The organism is Bradyrhizobium sp. LTSP885, from assembly GCF_000938305.1.
GTDB lineage: Bacteria > Pseudomonadota > Alphaproteobacteria > Rhizobiales > Xanthobacteraceae > Bradyrhizobium.
This window is the reverse complement of sequence record NZ_JYMT01000043.1, coordinates 102025-117928: the sequence shown is the minus strand read 5'-3', so window position 1 is coordinate 117928 and position 15904 is coordinate 102025. Positions and strand designations below refer to the sequence as shown.

The following is a 15904-nucleotide window of genomic DNA, read 5'->3' as shown; positions in this document are numbered from 1 at the left end:
CGCTACCCCACCGACCACACCAACTGCGCGCGGACGCTTCCGTTCGGCTGCAAATGCACCGGAATATGCCGCCCGCAACCGGCCGCCAGCCCCTCAAGCATACCCGTCAGCACGCTGGCGCAGGCCGGATGATAATCGGCGACGTCGGCCATCAGCTTCCAGCCCTGCTGGCGGATTTCGAACTGGCCCTCGGACTCGCTGATTTCGGCGATATCATCCTGCGATTCGAAGAGGACGCGCAGGAACGCGGCAAATTCCGCCGCACGGCCACGACGACCACCAAGCGCCTGCGCGACCTCGTCGAAATACTGCATGCCAATCAGCTTGCCGGTGAGATGCAGCAGATAGCTCGCATCCTCCGGGCCGAACACCTGCACGATCACGGGTGCTGCCGTCTTCACATATTCCATCGCGTAGTTGCGATAGGCTTTTTCGAGCCGCGGCTTCGGCCAGCTATCGACCGGCAGTGCCGGCGCGGTGCTGGAATCGAACAGCGGCGCCTCGAGATGGCGCGCGAAGACAAGTCGCTGGTCGAGCTCGAGCGGACGGTCGTATTCGCAGTAATAGCCTTCAAGTCCATCCTGCCCGTCGACGCTCTGCTTGGTGCAGACGAAGCCGAGCCTGAGATCGCCGAGGGCTGCACCATTGTTGGCGTGCCAGCCGCGTAGCATCGCGCGCGAGACTTCGCCGGGCACGCCGCAGATCGCGGTGCCCTTCCAGATCCAGCGCGGCGGCGGATAGCGAATCCAGGCCTTGCGGTCCGTCTCGTGCATGTATTCGACATGCACGCCGCCGATCCAGTTCGAGAGATAGTGATATTGTGCGGCCGCGACCGCCGGCGGCAGGCCGTCGAGGCCGAGCTTCTTCAGCCCCGGCAGGAAGCGCTCCTGCTGCTGGCGGCGAAACACCCGGAACATGAACTCGGCGGCATCGGCGGTGCCGCGCCGCGTCACCACGGTGAGGATGAGGCCGGTGAAGAAGGCGTGGTAGAGATCAGCGACGCTGCGCCACTTCCGCCACTGCGCCTCACGCGCGTCCTGCTCTCCGGTCATGTTCGCTCCCGTGTTCTCATTGGCGAGAAGTGACCTCGCGTGCATGATCGTAGCCCGGATGGAGCGAAGCGCAATCCGGGGCAGGTGCATCCGCGGTTGGAGCGGCCCCGGATTTCGCTTCGCTTCATCCGGGCTACGGAATTACACCCGGAAATGCTTCGAGAGCTTCAGGCCCTGCGCCTGGTAGTTGGAGCCGATGCGCTGGCCGTACATCGCATCGGGCCGCTCGAGCATCTTCTCGTAAACGAGACGGCCGACGATCTGGCCGTGCTCGAGGATGAACGGCACTTCGCGCGAACGCACTTCGAGCACCGCGCGCGACCCCCTGCCGCCGGCGCCGGCATAGCCGAAGCCGGGATCGAAGAAGCCGGCATAGTGGACGCGGAATTCGCCGACCAGGGGATCGAACGGCACCATCTCGGCGGCGTAATCCGGCGGCACCTGCACGGCCTCTTTCGAAGCCAGGATGTAGAACTCGCCGGGATCGAGAATGAGACTGCCGTCGGTGCGCGCCTTGATCGGCTCCCAGAAATCATCGACCGCGTAGCCGGCGCGGCGGTCGACATCGACCACGCCGGTGTGGCGCTTGGCGCGGTAGCCGACGAAGCCGTTAGAGTTTTCGCCGGAGAGATCGACCGAGAGCGCAACGCCCTCGACCAGATCGGCATCGTCGACATCGACCAGCCGCTCGGCGGCATGCAGCGCGTCGAGCTCATCGGCAGTGAGGACCGCGTCGCCGATGCGAAAGCGCACCTGACTCAATCGCGAGCCTTCGCGCAGCAGCACAGGGAAGGTCTTCGGGCTGATCTCGGCGTAGAGCGGTCCGTGATAGCCGGCGCCGATCATGTCAAAGCGGCGGGTGCCGTCGGCGATCACGCGGGTGAAGACGTCGAGCCGGCCGGTCGAGCTCTTCGGGTTGGCGGCGGCGACGATCTCCGGCGGCAGCGCCAGGCTTTCCAGCAGCGGAACGATGTAGACGCAATTGGTCTCCAGCACCGCGCCGTCGGACAGATCGATCTCGTGCAGCTTCAACTGGTCGATGCGCTCGGCGACGGTGGAGTCAGGCCCGGGCAGGAAGCTCGCGCGCACGCGATAGGCGATATCGCCGAGGCGCAGATCGAGGCTCGCCGGCTGGATCTGGCTCTCGATGAACGGGTACGCCGGCAGAATGAGGCCGGCCTCCGCCATCTCCGCGATCATGCGGTCGGGCAGGATTCCGTTGGATTCATCTTCCAGCGTGAACGACACGGCGCGGGTCCCTCGGGATGGCCCAAAATCATACCCTGAGCGGCCATCCAAGCCCCAAAATATGGGCTTTTACGAGTTATCTGATGACCGCCTTGACGGAAAGGCCGCGAGGGAATATCAGCAACACTTATCCCGTGGTGATTTGAGCCGGCCGGCTTGCAGCCACGTTAAATAAGTCGCTAAACAGGCCGGGGACAGTGTGATCCCGGCTTGTGGAGGTTTCTCCAGGCCGGTTTTTTTGTGGCTATTTTCCCGAGGGAATGGCCGCGTCGGAGGTCACATGTCTGAAGCCAAATCTACCGCCCACTATCGTCCCGAAACCCGTCTCGTCCATGGCGGCACGCTGCGCTCGCAATTCGGCGAGACGTCGGAAGGCCTGTTTCTGACCCAGGGCTATGTCTACGACAGCGCTGAGCAGTGCGAGGCGCGCTTCAAGGGCCAGGATCCCGGCTTTATCTATTCGCGCTATTCCAATCCGACGATCGCGATGTTCGAGCGCCGCATGATCGAGCTGGAGGGAGCCGAAGCCGCGCGCTCGACTGCGACCGGCATGGCCGCGGTGACGACCGCGATCCTCGCGCCGCTGAAGGCCGGCGATCATCTGGTCGCGTCGAAAGCCCTGTTCGGCTCGTGCCTTTATGTGGTGCAGGACCTACTGCCGCGTTACGGCATCGAGACGACGCTGGTCGACGGCCTCGATCTCGACCAGTGGCAGCGCGCATTGCGGCCGAACACCAAATCCTTCTTCCTGGAGAGCCCGACCAATCCGACGCTCGACGTGCTCGATATTTCCGCCATTGCCAAGATCGCGCACAGCGGCGGCGCCCGGTTGATCGTCGACAACGTGTTCGCCACGCCGATCTGGCAGAGCCCGCTCACGCTCGGCGCCGACGTCGTGGTCTATTCCGCGACCAAGCACATCGACGGCCAGGGCCGCTGCCTCGGTGGCGTCATCCTGTCGTCGGAAGCCTTCATCGCCGAGCACATCCATAATTTCATGCGCCAGACCGGGCCGTCGCTCTCGCCGTTCAATGCCTGGGTGCTGCTGAAGGGGCTGGAGACGCTCGGCATTCGCGTCAAGGCGCAGACCGAGAGCGCGGCGAAGATCGCCGATGTGCTGGCGAACCATCCGAAGATCACGCGGCTGGTCTATCCCGGCCGCGCCGACCATCCGCAAGCCGAGACGGTGAAGAAGCAGATGCGCGCCGGCTCGACGCTGGTCGGCTTCGAGGTGAAGGGTGGCAAGGCCGGCGCCTTCCGCTGCCTCAACGCGCTGAAGATCTCGCGGATCTCCAACAATCTCGGCGACGCCAAGAGCCTGGTCACGCATCCCGCGACCACGACACATCAGCGCCTCGCGCCGGAAGCCCGTGCCGAACTCGGCATCAGCGAAGGCTTCATCCGCTTCTCGGCGGGGCTGGAGCATGTCGACGACCTGATCGAGGATCTCGATCAGGCGCTGGCGCAAGTGTGAGGCTGTCCCCTCCCCGCCAAGCGGGGAGGGTCAACTTCAGGTCGCCGCCGTGGTGACGCCGCCGTCGATCACGATGGTCTGGCCGGTCATGAAGGTCGAGGCGTCGGAGGCCAGATAGGCCACCGCGCCTGCGATCTCTTCGGGCTCGCCGATGCGGCGGAGCGGCGACGACGCCGTGCGACGCTTCAGGTTTTCCGGATCCTCCCACAGCGCGCGGGCGAAATCGGTCTTCACCAGGCCCGGCGCCACGCAATTGACGCGCACGCCCTTCGGGCCCCATTCGCCGGCGAGGCTGCGGCACAGCGCAAAGTCTGCCGCTTTCGAGATGCCATAGGCCCCGATCACGGTCGAACCGCGCAGGCCGCCGATCGAGGAGATGATCACGACCGAGCCCTTGCCGCGTTCGGCCATCTGCGGAACCGCGAGCGCGCAGAGCCAGATGTTGCTCTTGACGTTCGAGCCCATGATCTTGTCAAAGGCCTCGTCCTTGATGTCGAGCAGCGGGCCGTAATAGGGATTCACCGCGGCGTTGCAGACCAGCGTGTCGATCTTGCCGTAATGCTTGATCGTGCCCGAGATCAGCGCCTCGACCTCTTCGCGGCGCGAGATGTTGCAGGGGATGACGATCGCATCACCGCCGCTGCCGTTGATGCCGTCGGCTACCTCCTTGCAGGCGTCCGCCTTGCGCGAGGAGATCACGACCTTGGCGCCGAGCTTGGCGAGAAGTTCGGCGGAGGAACGGCCGATGCCGCGGCTCGATCCGGTGACGACTGCGACGGTGCCGGTGAGATCGAATGGAGTATTTTTCATTGTTGTTGTCTCCCTGTATTTGACCCGTCATTCCGGGGCGCGCGCGAGCGCGAACCCGGAATCCAGAGGTGACGTGCAACATCGAGATTCCGGGTTCTCGCTTCGCGAGCCCCGGAATGACGAAGGCGACTTACCCCAACAGCCCGCCGCCCTCGCTGACGCGGCGGAGGTGGTAGTCGGTGTCGCCGAGGGTGTTCTCGATCATGGTCAGTCGCTTGAAGTAGTGGCCGATCTTGGCCTCCATGGTCATGCCGATGCCGCCATGGAGCTGGATCGACTGCTGGCCGACGAACTTCAGCGACTTGCCGATCTGCACCTTGGCCGCGGCGACCGAGTTGGCGCGGTCCTTGGCGTTGTCGAAATCCGACGCCATGGTCGCAAGCATCGACATGCTGCGGGCCTGCTCCAGCGCCACGAACATGTCGGCGGCGCGGTGCTGCAGGCTCTGGAACGAGCCGATCGCAACGCCGAACTGCTTGCGCGTCTTGAGGTATTCGACCGTGCTCTTCAGCGACTCATCCATCGCACCGACAGCTTCCGCGCAGATCGCGGTGCGGGCTTCGTCCGCCACCCGTTCGATCAGCGGCAGCGCATTCTCGGGATCGCCGATCGCGGCATCAGCCCCGACCTCGACATTGGTGAAGGTGATGTCGGCCGCGTGCAGGCCGTCCTGGGTCGGATAGCCCTTCCTGGTGATGCCCTTGGCGTCTGCCGGCACAAGAAACACGCCGACGCCGGTCTTGTCGCGCTGACCGCCCTTGGTGCGCGCAGTGACGATCAAGGTGTCGGCGTTCTCGCCGTTGAGCACGACGAACTTCTCGCCGTCGATCACCCAACCGTCGCCCTTTTTCTTCGCCGTCGTCACGACGTCGTGCAGATCGTAGCGCGAGCTCTTCTCAAGCTGCGCGAACGCAAAAGTCTTGCTGCCGTCGATGATGCCGGGGATGTACTTGGCCTTCTGCTCGGCCGAGCCGCCGTGGCGCAGGAAGCTGCCGGCGATGACGACCGTGGCGAGATACGGCTCGACCACCAGCGCCTTGCCGAGCGCCTCCATCACGATCATGGTCTCGACCGCACCGGCCCCGAAGCCGCCATCGGCCTCCGCAAAGGGCAGACCGAGCAGGCCCTGCTCGGCAAGCTTGCCCCAGAGCGCTTTGCTCCAGCCGCCCTTCTCCTTCATGTACTTCTTGCGCGCATCGAAGTCGTAGGCATCCGTGAGAAGCCCGTCGACGCTTTCCTTGAGAAGCCGCTGCTCCTCGGACAGATCAAAATCCATTTTACCATCTCTCCAAAATCGCATGGGGCACCACTGCCGCCCCGATCTCCCCTCGTCATCCCCGCGAAAGCGGGGATCCAGTACTCAGCGGCCATCGTCGTGAACCACGACTGCCGCGGCGTACTGGGTCCCCCGCATGCGCGGGGGACGACAACCGAACTTGTGGCTAAAGCCCCAGCACCGCCTTGCTTATGATGTTGCGCTGGATCTCGTTGGAGCCGCCGTAGATCGAAACCTTGCGGTTGTTGAAGTAGCTCGGCGCGATCTGTGCACTCCAATCCATGCTCTCGTTCGAGCCGGCGTCGCCGTGCTCGTCGTAGGGCGCGGCGAACGGGCCGATCACCTCCATCAGGAGTTCGGTGGTGGTCTGCTGGATTTCCGAGCCCTTGATCTTCAGCACCGAGGAGGCCGGATTGGGCTTGCCCTTGCCGTGCTTGCCCTCGTCGGCGACGACGCGGAGCTGCGTGAGTTCGAGCGCCTTCAGCTCGATCTCGCAGGCCGTGAGCTTTTCGCGGAACGCCGGATCCTCGATGACGGGACGACCGCCGGCCTCGACCTTGGAAGCCAGCGCGCGGATGCGGCGCAGCCGCTCCTTCGACACGCCGACCCGGGCGATGCCGGTGCGCTCATTGCCGAGCAGGAACTTGGCGTAATCCCAGCCCTTGTTCTCCTCGCCGATCAGGTTCTCATAGGGCACCTCGACGTCGTCGAAGAAGACTTCGTTGACCTCAACGCCGCCGTCGATGGTCTGGATCGGGCGCACAGTGACGCCCTTCGACTTCATGTCGAACACGATGAAGGAAATGCCCATCTGCTTCTTCGCATTGTTGTCGGTGCGGCAGAGGCAGAAGATCATGTCGGCGTGCTGGGCGAGCGTGGTCCAGGTCTTCTGGCCGTTGATGATCCATTTGTCACCCTTGCGCTCGGCCTTGGTCTTCAGCGAGGCGAGGTCAGAGCCGGAGCCGGGCTCTGAGAAGCCCTGGCACCACCAGTCGTCGACATTGGCGATACGCGGCAGATACTGCTTCTTCTGCGTCTCGTTGCCGAAGGTGTAGATGACAGGGCCGACCATGCTGACGCCGAAGGCGAGCGGCTGCGGCGCGGGGTAGGACTGCAGCTCCTCGTTGAAGATGTAGTGCTGGACCGAGGTCCAGCCCGTGCCGCCGAATTCCTTCGGCCAGTGGGTGACGCCCCAGCCCTTCTTGTTGAGGATGCGCCACCAGGTGACCATCTCATCCTTCGACAGATGGCGGCCTTCCTGCAGCTTGCGGCGCGTGTCCGGCGGGACGTTGGCCTTGAAGAACGCCCGCACGTCCTCACGAAACGCTATCTCTTCCTTGGTGAAAGCGAGATCCATCGGATCCTCCTTTGAATTAAATTCCAGAACTCTATCCCTCGTCGTCCCGGCGAAAGCCGGGACCCATAACCACCGGCCGTCGCAACTGGCAAAGCCGGCTGCCGCTTGTGCCTCTTACGTGAGCCGCGGCGTATTGGTCCCGGCCTTCGCCGGGACGACGGAATTCAATGCACCATCATAGCAGTCATGCGCGTTGTCCTGATGCAGTCTGTTGCTGATGGGGTTGAAGGGCTTTCGGCTGCTGCTGGCGCAATTCGTGGCGCGACAGCTTGCCGACCGGAGTGCGCGGCAGCTCGGCGACGAACTCGACCGCAACGGGCAATTCATGCTTGCCGAGCTTGCCGGTCAGGAACGCGCGCAACTCGTCGAGCGAGAACGGTTGTTGCCCGTCGCGCAGCTTGATGAAGGCCTTTGCCGCCTCGCCGCGGTAATCGTCTGATATACCAATGACGATCACCTCCTGCACGGCAGGGTGCGTGTAGATCGCCTGCTCGATCATCTGCGGATAGACGTTGAAGCCGCCGGAGATGATCATGTCCTTCTTGCGGTCGACCAGATAGAAGTAGCCGTCGGCATCCATGTAGCCGATGTCGCCGGTCAGGAAGCGGTCGCCGACGAAGGCCTCCGCGGTTTCCTTCGGCCTGTTCCAGTAGCCCTTGGTGACGTTCGGGCCGCGGATGCGGATCTCGCCAACCTCGCCGACCGGCATCAGCTTCGTCGAATCGTCCAGCGACACCACATCCATCTCGATGCCGGGCAGCATCAGCCCGATCGAGCCCACCTTGTTCGGTCCTTCCTTCGGATGGCCGGTGCCGGGCGAACAGGTTTCGGTCATGCCCCAGCCGCTCTTCAGCTTCATGCCGACGCGGCGCTCGAAGATTTTAGCGACTTCCACCGGCAGCGGCGCGCCGCCGGAGCCGCAGGAGACCAGCGACGACAGGTCGCGCTTGTCGAGATCGGGTAGCCCCGCGATCGCAATCCACATCGTCGGTACGCCGGGAAACACCGTGGCGCGCTTGACCTCGATGTCACGCATCACGGCCTCGACGTCGAAGCGCTGGTGCAACGAGATCAGATGGCCGCGGCGGATCGCCGACAGCAGCACGACGGTGAGCGCATAGATATGGAACAGCGGCAGCACGCAGATCACACGCTCGGTCGCATTGCGCTCGAGCCGCGCCGGCTTGCCCCAGACGTCGTAGATCGACACCGCCCCGGTCAGATTGCCGTGGCTCAGCATCGCACCTTTCGGCAGGCCGGTGGTGCCGCCGGTATATTGCAGCAGCGCAACGTCCTCGACATCGATCGCTGGCCATTGCGTCGGCTTGGTCGCGCCATCGATGAACTGGCTGCGCGTGACCACTGCAGGGTTGTCGGGCAACGCCGTCTGCGCTGTGCCGGCCTTGCCCCAATTGTCGTCCTCGCAGACGATCAGCCGGTCGAGCAGCCCCTTGGCGAGGAATTTCAACGCAGTCGGCAACAGCGCCGACACATTACTGGTGACCAGCACGCGCGCGCCGGAGTCAGAGAGCTTGTGCGACAGCGCGATCTCACCGTCGAGCGGCGACAGATGCACGACACGGGCGCCAGCCTTCAGGGCGCCGAAGAAGTTGATCGGATGATCCGGCGTGTTGCCGAGGAACAGCGCGACCGACGCGCCCTTGCCGTAGCCGGCGCGCATGAAGGCGCTAGCTGCGGTTTCAACCAGGGCTTCGAGCTCGCTGTAGCTAATCGGCCGATCGCGGAATTCGAGCACCGGGCGCGTGCCGTACTCGGCAGCGGCGGTCGAGAGCAGATCGGGCAAGGTGCCGCGCACGATCTCGTCGCTCCAGTGCACGCCGTTCGGATAATACTGTTCGCCGGGATGGATCATGAATGCCTTCGCAGGACTCTAAAGGTCGTCATTCCGGGATGGAACGAAGGGCCAGGCCCGGAATCCATCAGGCCGCACGCTCTGAGGCGCAATGGGTTCCGGGCTCATCGCTTTGCGATGCCCCGGAACGACACATTGTTGGGCCTTTGGCCAATCACGCCGCCTTCGACGGCGTGGCGAGCGACGCGAAGGTCTTGCCCTCATCCGCGAGCTTCTTCAGCAGCGGCGCCGGCTCAAGCGAGGGATCGTTGGTCTCCTTGGCATAGAAGGCCAGACGATCCGCGATGTGCTTCAGCCCGACAGTATCAGCCCAGAACATCGGGCCGCCGCGATAGATCGGCCAGCCATAGCCATAGAGCCAGACCACATCGATATCGCTCGGCCGCGCCGCGATGCCCTCTGCGAGGATCTTCGCGCCCTCGTTGATCATCGGATACATCATGCGCTCGAGGATCTCGTCGTCGGACACGACACGCTTCTTGCGGCCGAGGCGCGCCAGGGTCTCGTCGATCAGCTTCTCGACCTCCGGGTCGGGCAGTGCCGACCGCGACCCGCCCTCATACTTGTAGTAGCCCTTGCCGGTCTTCTGGCCGAAGCGACCGGCCTCGCACAGCGCATCGGCGATTTCCGACTTGATGCCGCGGTCCTTGCGCGAGCGCCAGCCGATATCGAGGCCGGCGAGATCGCCCATCGCGAACGGGCCCATCGGCATGCCGAACTTCGTCACCACGGCGTCGACCTGCTGCGGCAGCGCGCCTTCGAACAACAGCTTCTCGGCCTGCTTGCCGCGCTGCGCCAGCATGCGATTGCCGACGAAACCGTCGCAGACGCCGACCACCGCCGGCACCTTGGCGATCTTGCGGGCGATCGAGACGGCGGTAACCAGCGCATCCGGCGCGGTCTTGTCGGCGCGCACGATCTCGCACAGCTTCATCACGTTGGCCGGCGAGAAGAAGTGCATGCCGAGCACGTCTTGCGGACGTTTCGTCGCTTTCGCGATCTCGTCGATGTTGAGGTAGGAGGTGTTGGACGCGAGCACCGCGCCCGGCTTGGCATATTGGTCGAGCTTGCCGAACACTTCCTTCTTGACCGCCATGGTCTCGAACACCGCCTCGATGACGAGATCGGCGTCCCCAATGTTCTCGATGCCGACAACGCCGTTGATCAGCGCCATCCGCTTGGCGGGCGCGTCCGCGGGGATGCCACCGCGCGCAGCGGTCGCTTCGTAGTTCTTCTGCATGATGCCCATGCCGCGCTTGAGCTGCTCCTCAGCGGTCTCGATCAGGGTGACTGGGATACCGGCATTGGCAAACGACATCGCGATGCCGCCGCCCATGGTGCCGGCGCCGAGGATGGCGACGCGCGCGACGTTGCGCGGCTTGGTGCCCTCGGGCACGCCGGCGATCTTGGCGGCTTCGCGCTCGGCGAAGAAGGCGTAGCGCTGCGCCTTGGACTGGTCGCTCGAGACCAGCTTGAGGAAGCCTTCGCGCTCCTTCTTCAGGCCCTCGTCGAACGGCAGGTCGATCGCCGCGCCGACGGCATCCGCAGCCGCGAAAGGCGCTTCCAGCCCGCGCGACTTCTTGGTCATCGCGGCGACGGCATTGGTGAAGATCGAGCGATCGGCCTTGGCCGCGGCGAGCTTGGAGTTGTCATCGCGCAGCCTGCGCAGCGGGCGCTTCTCGGCGACCAGCTTGCGCGCAAATGCCTCACCGCCTGACGCGGGTCCTTCGACGATCTCCTCGATCAGGCCGTGCTTCAGGGCCTCGGGGGCGGAGATCGGATCGCCACCGACGATCATCTTGACCGCGAGTTCGGGTCCGACCGCGCGCGGCAGGCGCTGGGTGCCGCCGGCTCCCGGCAGCAGGCCAAGCTTCACCTCGGGCAGGCCGAGTTTGGCGTCCTTGGTGGCGACGCGATAGTGACAGGCCAGCGCGACCTCGAGACCGCCGCCAAGCGCATTGCCGTGAATTGCGGCAACGATCGGCTTCGGCGAATCCTCCATCAGCGACAGCACTTCGGCGAGGCCGGGCGGCTTCGGCGGCTTGCCGAATTCGGTGATGTCGGCGCCGGCGATGAAGGTGCGGCCGTCGCAGGTCAGCACGATGCCCGCGACCTGCGGATCCGCGATCGCGCTCTTCATGCATTCGAAAATGCCGCCGCGCACCGCGGCGCTCAGCGCATTCACGGGAGGACTGTTAACCGTAACGACAGCAATGTTGTCATGACGTTCGAGCTTGACGACTTCACTCACCGGGACTCTCCCTGGATGCTTGTTCTTGAACTTGTGTTGAGCAGCTGCCCGACTTGCGTCGAGCCGCTACGTTTTCGCGATTTAGACTAATTTCGCACTGCGAAATTGAATTCCACATCTTGACACGGAGGGTTATTTTGAAGCACGAGCCTTGTCAACGAGCATGACAAAGCGGCAGGGAATGAAACGTTCTGGCAAGAAGGCAGCGACCGATCGCAACTTCGTCGTCGCGCTTTCCCGCGGACTTGATGTTCTGCGCGCATTCCAGCCCAATGACGGACTCCTGGGCAATCAAGAGATCGCCGCCCGTACAAAATTACCTAAGCCGACCATCTCCCGGCTGACCTACACGTTGACCAAGCTGGGCTACCTTACACCCGTGCCGCGGTTCGAGAAGTACCAGCTTGCGCCATCGGCCATGGCGCTGGGCTATGCGGCGCTCGCCAATCTAGGCGTTCGGCATTTGTCCGAGCCCTATCGGGAGGACGTGATGCGCCAGACCGGCGGCGCCGTCGCGGTTGGCGGCCGCGACCGTCACAGCATGATCTACTTTGGCCAGAGCCGGAATGGCTTGGCGCTCGGCGTGCAACTCGACGTCGGTTCGCGGGTACCCATCGCAACCACGGCGATGGGCCGTGCCTATATTTGGGCATTGCCTCCCGACGAGCGTGCCGCTTTATTGCGTGAACTGCGCGAGCACTACGGCAGCCGCTGGCCCAAGATGCGCGACGGCATCGAACGCTCCGGCGAGACGGTGGCGAAGTACGGGTTCACCATGTCCACAGGTGACTGGCAGGACGACGTCGCCGCAGTCGGCGTCGGTTTGACGCTGAATGACGGAACCGGACCCTACGCCTTCAATTGTGGCGCGCCGGCATTCCGCTTCACGGAAGACCGATTGATCAACGACATTGGACCTCGTCTTGTCGCGATGGTAAGGAACATCGAGCAGGTGCTGGGTGGGATGGCGCCGCAATCAAAAAAACAAGAAAGCAAAAAGTCTAGAGTAGGAGGGAAAGTTGCACGTTTGGCCGAGGGGATCCGATAGCCTCCATCACGACCAGCGAAAGGTTTCGCAGGTTCGCTCGCATCGCGTGAAGATGGCGGGCGAGACGAGATGACGCAGGCACAGCTCGCGCAGGGACAATCACCCCTGCTCGCGGTTCGCGACGTCAGCGTCGTGTTCGGCGGTATCATCGCGCTGAATGGCGTGTCCTTTGACATGCATCAGGGGCAGATCCTCGGCTTGATCGGACCGAATGGGGCCGGCAAGACGACGCTGTTCAACTGTCTGTCGCGGCTCTACCAGCCGTCGTCCGGCGACATCCTGATGGAAGGCGAGAGCATCCTGAAGCGCCCGCCGCACCGGATCGCCGAGATCGGCATCGGCCGCACCTTCCAGAACGTCGCATTGTTTCCCAATCTTTCCGTGATCGACAATGTGCGGGTCGGCGCCCATGCGCGCAGCTCGAGCGACATCGTCAGCGACTCGCTGCGGCTGGCCTGGATTCGGCGCGGCGAAGCCGACGTGAACAAGAAGGTTCACGCGATCCTCGGCTATCTCGATCTCGAGAGCGTCGCCCACACCGTGGTCTCCGGCCTGCCCTTCGGCACCCAGAAGCGCGTCGAGCTGGCGCGCGCTTTGGCCGCAGACCCGAAGATCCTGCTGCTCGACGAACCGGCCGGCGGCCTCAACCATGAGGAAGTCTACGTACTCGGCGACCTGATCCGCAAAATCCGCGACGACCGCAAGATCACCGTGCTGCTGGTCGAGCACCACATGGGCCTCGTGATGTCGATCGCCGACCACGTCGTGGCGCTCAATTTCGGCCGCAAGCTCGCCGAGGGCACGCCGGCCCAGGTCCAAGCCGACCCGGATGTCATCAAGGCCTATCTGGGGAGCAAGGACCAATGACCTCGATGCTCAACGTCAAGGACCTGCGCGCCTATTACGGCCAGGTCCAGGCCCTGCACGGCCTCAACTTCCAGCTCAACGAAGGCTCGCTGACCACGCTGCTCGGCGCCAACGGCGCTGGCAAGACCACCACGCTGCGGGCGATCTGCAACATGGTGCGCTCGACCGGCGCAATCGAGTTCGAGGGCAAGCCGATCGGCACCCGCTCGACCGAGAACGTCGTCCGCCTCGGCATCGCGCATGTGCCGCAGGGCCGCGGCACCTTCACCACCATGACGGTGGAGGAGAACCTGCAGCTCGGCGCCATCAGCCGATCCGACAAGAAGAACATCGTCGCCGACATCGAGCGGATGTATGACCATTTCCCGGTGCTGAAGCAGCGCTACACCCAGCAGGCCGGCACGCTGTCGGGCGGCGAGCAGCAGATGCTCGCAGTCGCCCGCGCGCTGATGCTGCGGCCGCGGCTGATGCTGCTCGACGAGCCGTCGTTCGGCCTTGCACCGCTGATCGTGCGCGACCTGTTCCGCATTCTGGGCAAGATCAATCGCGAGGAGAAGGTCACCATCCTGGTGGTCGAGCAGAACGCGCAGCTCGCGCTCGAGCTCGCCGACCAGGCCTATGTGATCGAAACCGGACGGATCGTGATGTCGGGCAACGCCAAGGACATCGCCAACAACGAAGACGTCCGCAAATCCTATCTCGGCTACTGAGGAGCAAGGACAATGGAGCTTTTTGCCAACCAGGTCCTGGCCGGCATCGCCACCGGCGCGATCTACGCCTGCATGGCGCTCGCGGTGGTCATGATCTACCAGGCCATCGACCATCTGAATTTCGCCCAGGGCGAAATGGCGATGTTCTCGACCTTCGTCTCCTGGCAGTTGATGCAATGGGGCATCCCCTACTGGGGAGCCTTCGTCCTCACCGTCGCGTTTTCGTTCGCCGCGGGCATCGCGATCGAGCGATTGCTGTTCAAGCCGCTGGCGAAGGCGCCGATCCTGACCAACGTCGCCGGCTTCATCGCGCTGTACGCGATCATCAACAGCGTCGCCGGCCTGATCTGGGACTTCACCATCAAGCAATATCCGACGCCGTTCGGCTCTTCGCCGTTCCTCGGCAGCCAGCTGATCTCGACCCACCAGGCCGGCATGATCGGCATCACGCTGTTGATGCTGGTCATGCTGTTCTTCTTCTTTCGCTTCACCCGGGTGGGCCTCGCGATGCGCGCGGCCGCGTCGCTTCCTGAATCGGCGCGGCTGGTCGGCATCAACACCTCGTGGATGATCGCGCTGGGCTGGGGCATGGCCGCCGCGATCGGCTCGGTCGCCGGCATGATGATCGCGCCGGTGGTGTTCCTCGAGCCCAACATGATGCTGGGCGTGCTGATCTACGGATTTGCCGCCGCCGTGCTCGGCGGCCTGACCAGTCCGTTCGGTGCTGTGATGGGCGGCTTCCTGGTCGGGATCTTCGAAAACCTGGTCGGGACCTATATCCCCGGCGTCGGCAATGAATTGAAGCTACCGATCGCGCTTGCGCTGATCATCACCGTGTTGGTTGTCAAACCGGCTGGGCTGTTTGGCCGGCCCATCGTCAAGCGAGTTTGATCATGAGCACCGCTGAAGACATCGTCACCGAAGCCCCGGCCGTCGAGGCCGTTCCCAAGCGAGCCATGACACTCGGCTTCGGCACCTCACTCGTGGTGCTGGCCGTGCTCATCCTCGTCCCGCTGTTCGTGAAGAACTTCATCATCTTTCAGTTGACGATGCTGCTGATTTACGCCCTCGCGGTGCTGGCGCTGAACATCCTGACCGGTGGCAGCGGACAGTTCTCGCTCGGCCAGAGCGCGTTCTACGCGGTCGGCGCCTACACTTCGGCGATCCTGATGGAGCACGTGGGCATGAACTATGCTCTGACGCTGCCGATCGCCGGCATCGTCTGCTTCGGCTTCGGCTTCCTGTTCGGCCAGCCGGCGCTGCGGCTCAGCGGCGTCTATCTGGCGCTTGCGACGTTTGCGCTCGCCACCGCGATGCCGCAGCTGTTGAAACTCGGCTATTTCGAGCACTGGACCGGCGGCGTGCAGGGCCTGGTCGTGACCAAGCCGGACGCGCCCGAATTGCTGCAGGCGATGGCCTCGTGGTTCCACAAGTCGATCTCGCAGGACATGTGGCTGTATTACTTCACGCTGGCGGTCGGGATCGCGATCTATATCGCTTCGGTGAACCTGCTGCGCTCGCGTTCGGGCCGCGCCTTCATGGCGATCCGCGACAATGAGATCGCGGCCTCCGCCATGGGCGTCGACGTCGCGCTGTACAAGACGCTGGCGTTCGGCGTCTCGGCCGGCATCACCGGCGTTGCCGGCGGTCTCGGCGCCATTGCGGTGCAATTCGTGGCGCCCGACGGCTACACCATCACGCTCGCGATCCAGCTGTTCCTCGGCATGGTGGTCGGCGGCGTCGGCTGGCTGCCCGGCTCGATCGTAGGAAGTGCCTTCATCATCTTCGTGCCCAACATCGCCGAGAGCTTCTCCAAGGGCCTCTCCGGCGCGGTGTTCGGCGTGCTGCTGTTCCTCGTCATCTTCCTCGTGCCGCATGGCGCCAGGCAAGTTGCGATCGTTGCCCAGCAACTGATCGGAAAACTCAAGAAGAACTAAC

The 15904-nt window shown here is 63.9% G+C and carries 13 protein-coding genes and 1 riboswitch; of the genes, 6 read left to right on the top strand and 7 right to left on the bottom strand.

What is annotated here, in order from left to right; all coding sequences use genetic code 11:
- Positions 1-2: 2 nt before the first annotated feature.
- Positions 3-1052, bottom strand: coding sequence for a hypothetical protein (locus UP09_RS34505; protein ID WP_044542875.1), 1050 nt, complete (start codon positions 1050-1052; stop codon positions 3-5).
- 141 nt (positions 1053-1193) lie between these two features.
- Positions 1194-2300 (bottom strand): 2'-deoxycytidine 5'-triphosphate deaminase, encoded by a 1107-nt coding sequence (locus UP09_RS34500; protein ID WP_044542874.1) that lies wholly within the window; start codon positions 2298-2300, stop codon positions 1194-1196.
- Between the two features lie 124 nt (positions 2301-2424).
- A riboswitch (SAM riboswitch) is annotated at positions 2425-2504 on the top strand.
- Between the two features lie 76 nt (positions 2505-2580).
- Between UP09_RS34500 and UP09_RS34495 the strand changes: the two genes are divergently transcribed.
- Positions 2581-3774, top strand: a complete 1194-nt coding sequence (locus UP09_RS34495; RefSeq protein ID WP_044542873.1) for an O-succinylhomoserine sulfhydrylase — start codon at positions 2581-2583, stop codon at positions 3772-3774.
- Positions 3775-3810: 36 nt separating this feature from the next.
- On the opposite strand, the gene UP09_RS34490 is transcribed toward UP09_RS34495, so the two are convergent.
- The 5 genes from UP09_RS34490 to UP09_RS34470 form a co-directional block, all read right to left on the bottom strand.
- Positions 3811-4584: an SDR family NAD(P)-dependent oxidoreductase gene (locus tag UP09_RS34490; protein ID WP_044542872.1), complete on the bottom strand. Its 774-nt coding sequence runs from the start codon at positions 4582-4584 to the stop codon at positions 3811-3813.
- Positions 4585-4714: 130 nt separating this feature from the next.
- A complete protein-coding gene (gene pimD, locus UP09_RS34485; protein WP_044542871.1) occupies positions 4715-5860 on the bottom strand; it encodes a pimeloyl-CoA dehydrogenase small subunit in 1146 nt (381 codons plus the stop codon).
- Positions 5861-6026: 166 nt separating this feature from the next.
- The gene (pimC, locus tag UP09_RS34480) at positions 6027-7217 is read right to left on the bottom strand and encodes a pimeloyl-CoA dehydrogenase large subunit (RefSeq protein ID WP_044542870.1); all 1191 of its coding nucleotides are present in this window, start codon (positions 7215-7217) and stop codon (positions 6027-6029) included.
- Positions 7218-7401: 184 nt separating this feature from the next.
- Positions 7402-9090 carry a dicarboxylate--CoA ligase PimA gene (pimA, locus tag UP09_RS34475; RefSeq protein ID WP_044542869.1) on the bottom strand — a complete coding sequence of 563 codons (1689 nt, stop codon included), beginning with the start codon at positions 9088-9090 and terminating at the stop codon, positions 7402-7404.
- Positions 9091-9244: 154 nt separating this feature from the next.
- A complete protein-coding gene (locus UP09_RS34470; protein WP_044542868.1) occupies positions 9245-11341 on the bottom strand; it encodes a 3-hydroxyacyl-CoA dehydrogenase NAD-binding domain-containing protein in 2097 nt (698 codons plus the stop codon).
- A gap of 181 nt (positions 11342-11522) precedes the next feature.
- Between UP09_RS34470 and UP09_RS34465 the strand changes: the two genes are divergently transcribed.
- From UP09_RS34465 to UP09_RS34445, 5 genes are all read left to right on the top strand, one after another.
- Entirely contained in the window at positions 11523-12389 is an 867-nt protein-coding gene (locus UP09_RS34465) for an IclR family transcriptional regulator (protein WP_044543177.1), read from the top strand.
- Positions 12390-12458: 69 nt separating this feature from the next.
- The gene (locus UP09_RS34460) at positions 12459-13256 is read left to right on the top strand and encodes an ABC transporter ATP-binding protein (protein WP_044542867.1); all 798 of its coding nucleotides are present in this window, start codon (positions 12459-12461) and stop codon (positions 13254-13256) included.
- Positions 13253-13966, top strand: a complete 714-nt coding sequence (locus UP09_RS34455) for an ABC transporter ATP-binding protein (RefSeq protein WP_044542866.1) — start codon at positions 13253-13255, stop codon at positions 13964-13966. Before UP09_RS34460 ends, UP09_RS34455 begins: the two co-directional genes overlap by 4 nt.
- A 12-nt stretch (positions 13967-13978) precedes the next feature.
- On the top strand, positions 13979-14857 hold the full coding sequence (locus tag UP09_RS34450; RefSeq protein ID WP_044542865.1) for a branched-chain amino acid ABC transporter permease: 879 nt from the start codon (positions 13979-13981) through the stop codon (positions 14855-14857).
- A 2-nt stretch (positions 14858-14859) separates the two neighbouring features.
- Complete coding sequence (locus UP09_RS34445; RefSeq protein WP_044542864.1) at positions 14860-15903, top strand: branched-chain amino acid ABC transporter permease; 1044 nt, start codon at positions 14860-14862, stop codon at positions 15901-15903.
- The last annotated feature ends 1 nt before the right edge of the window (position 15904 follow it).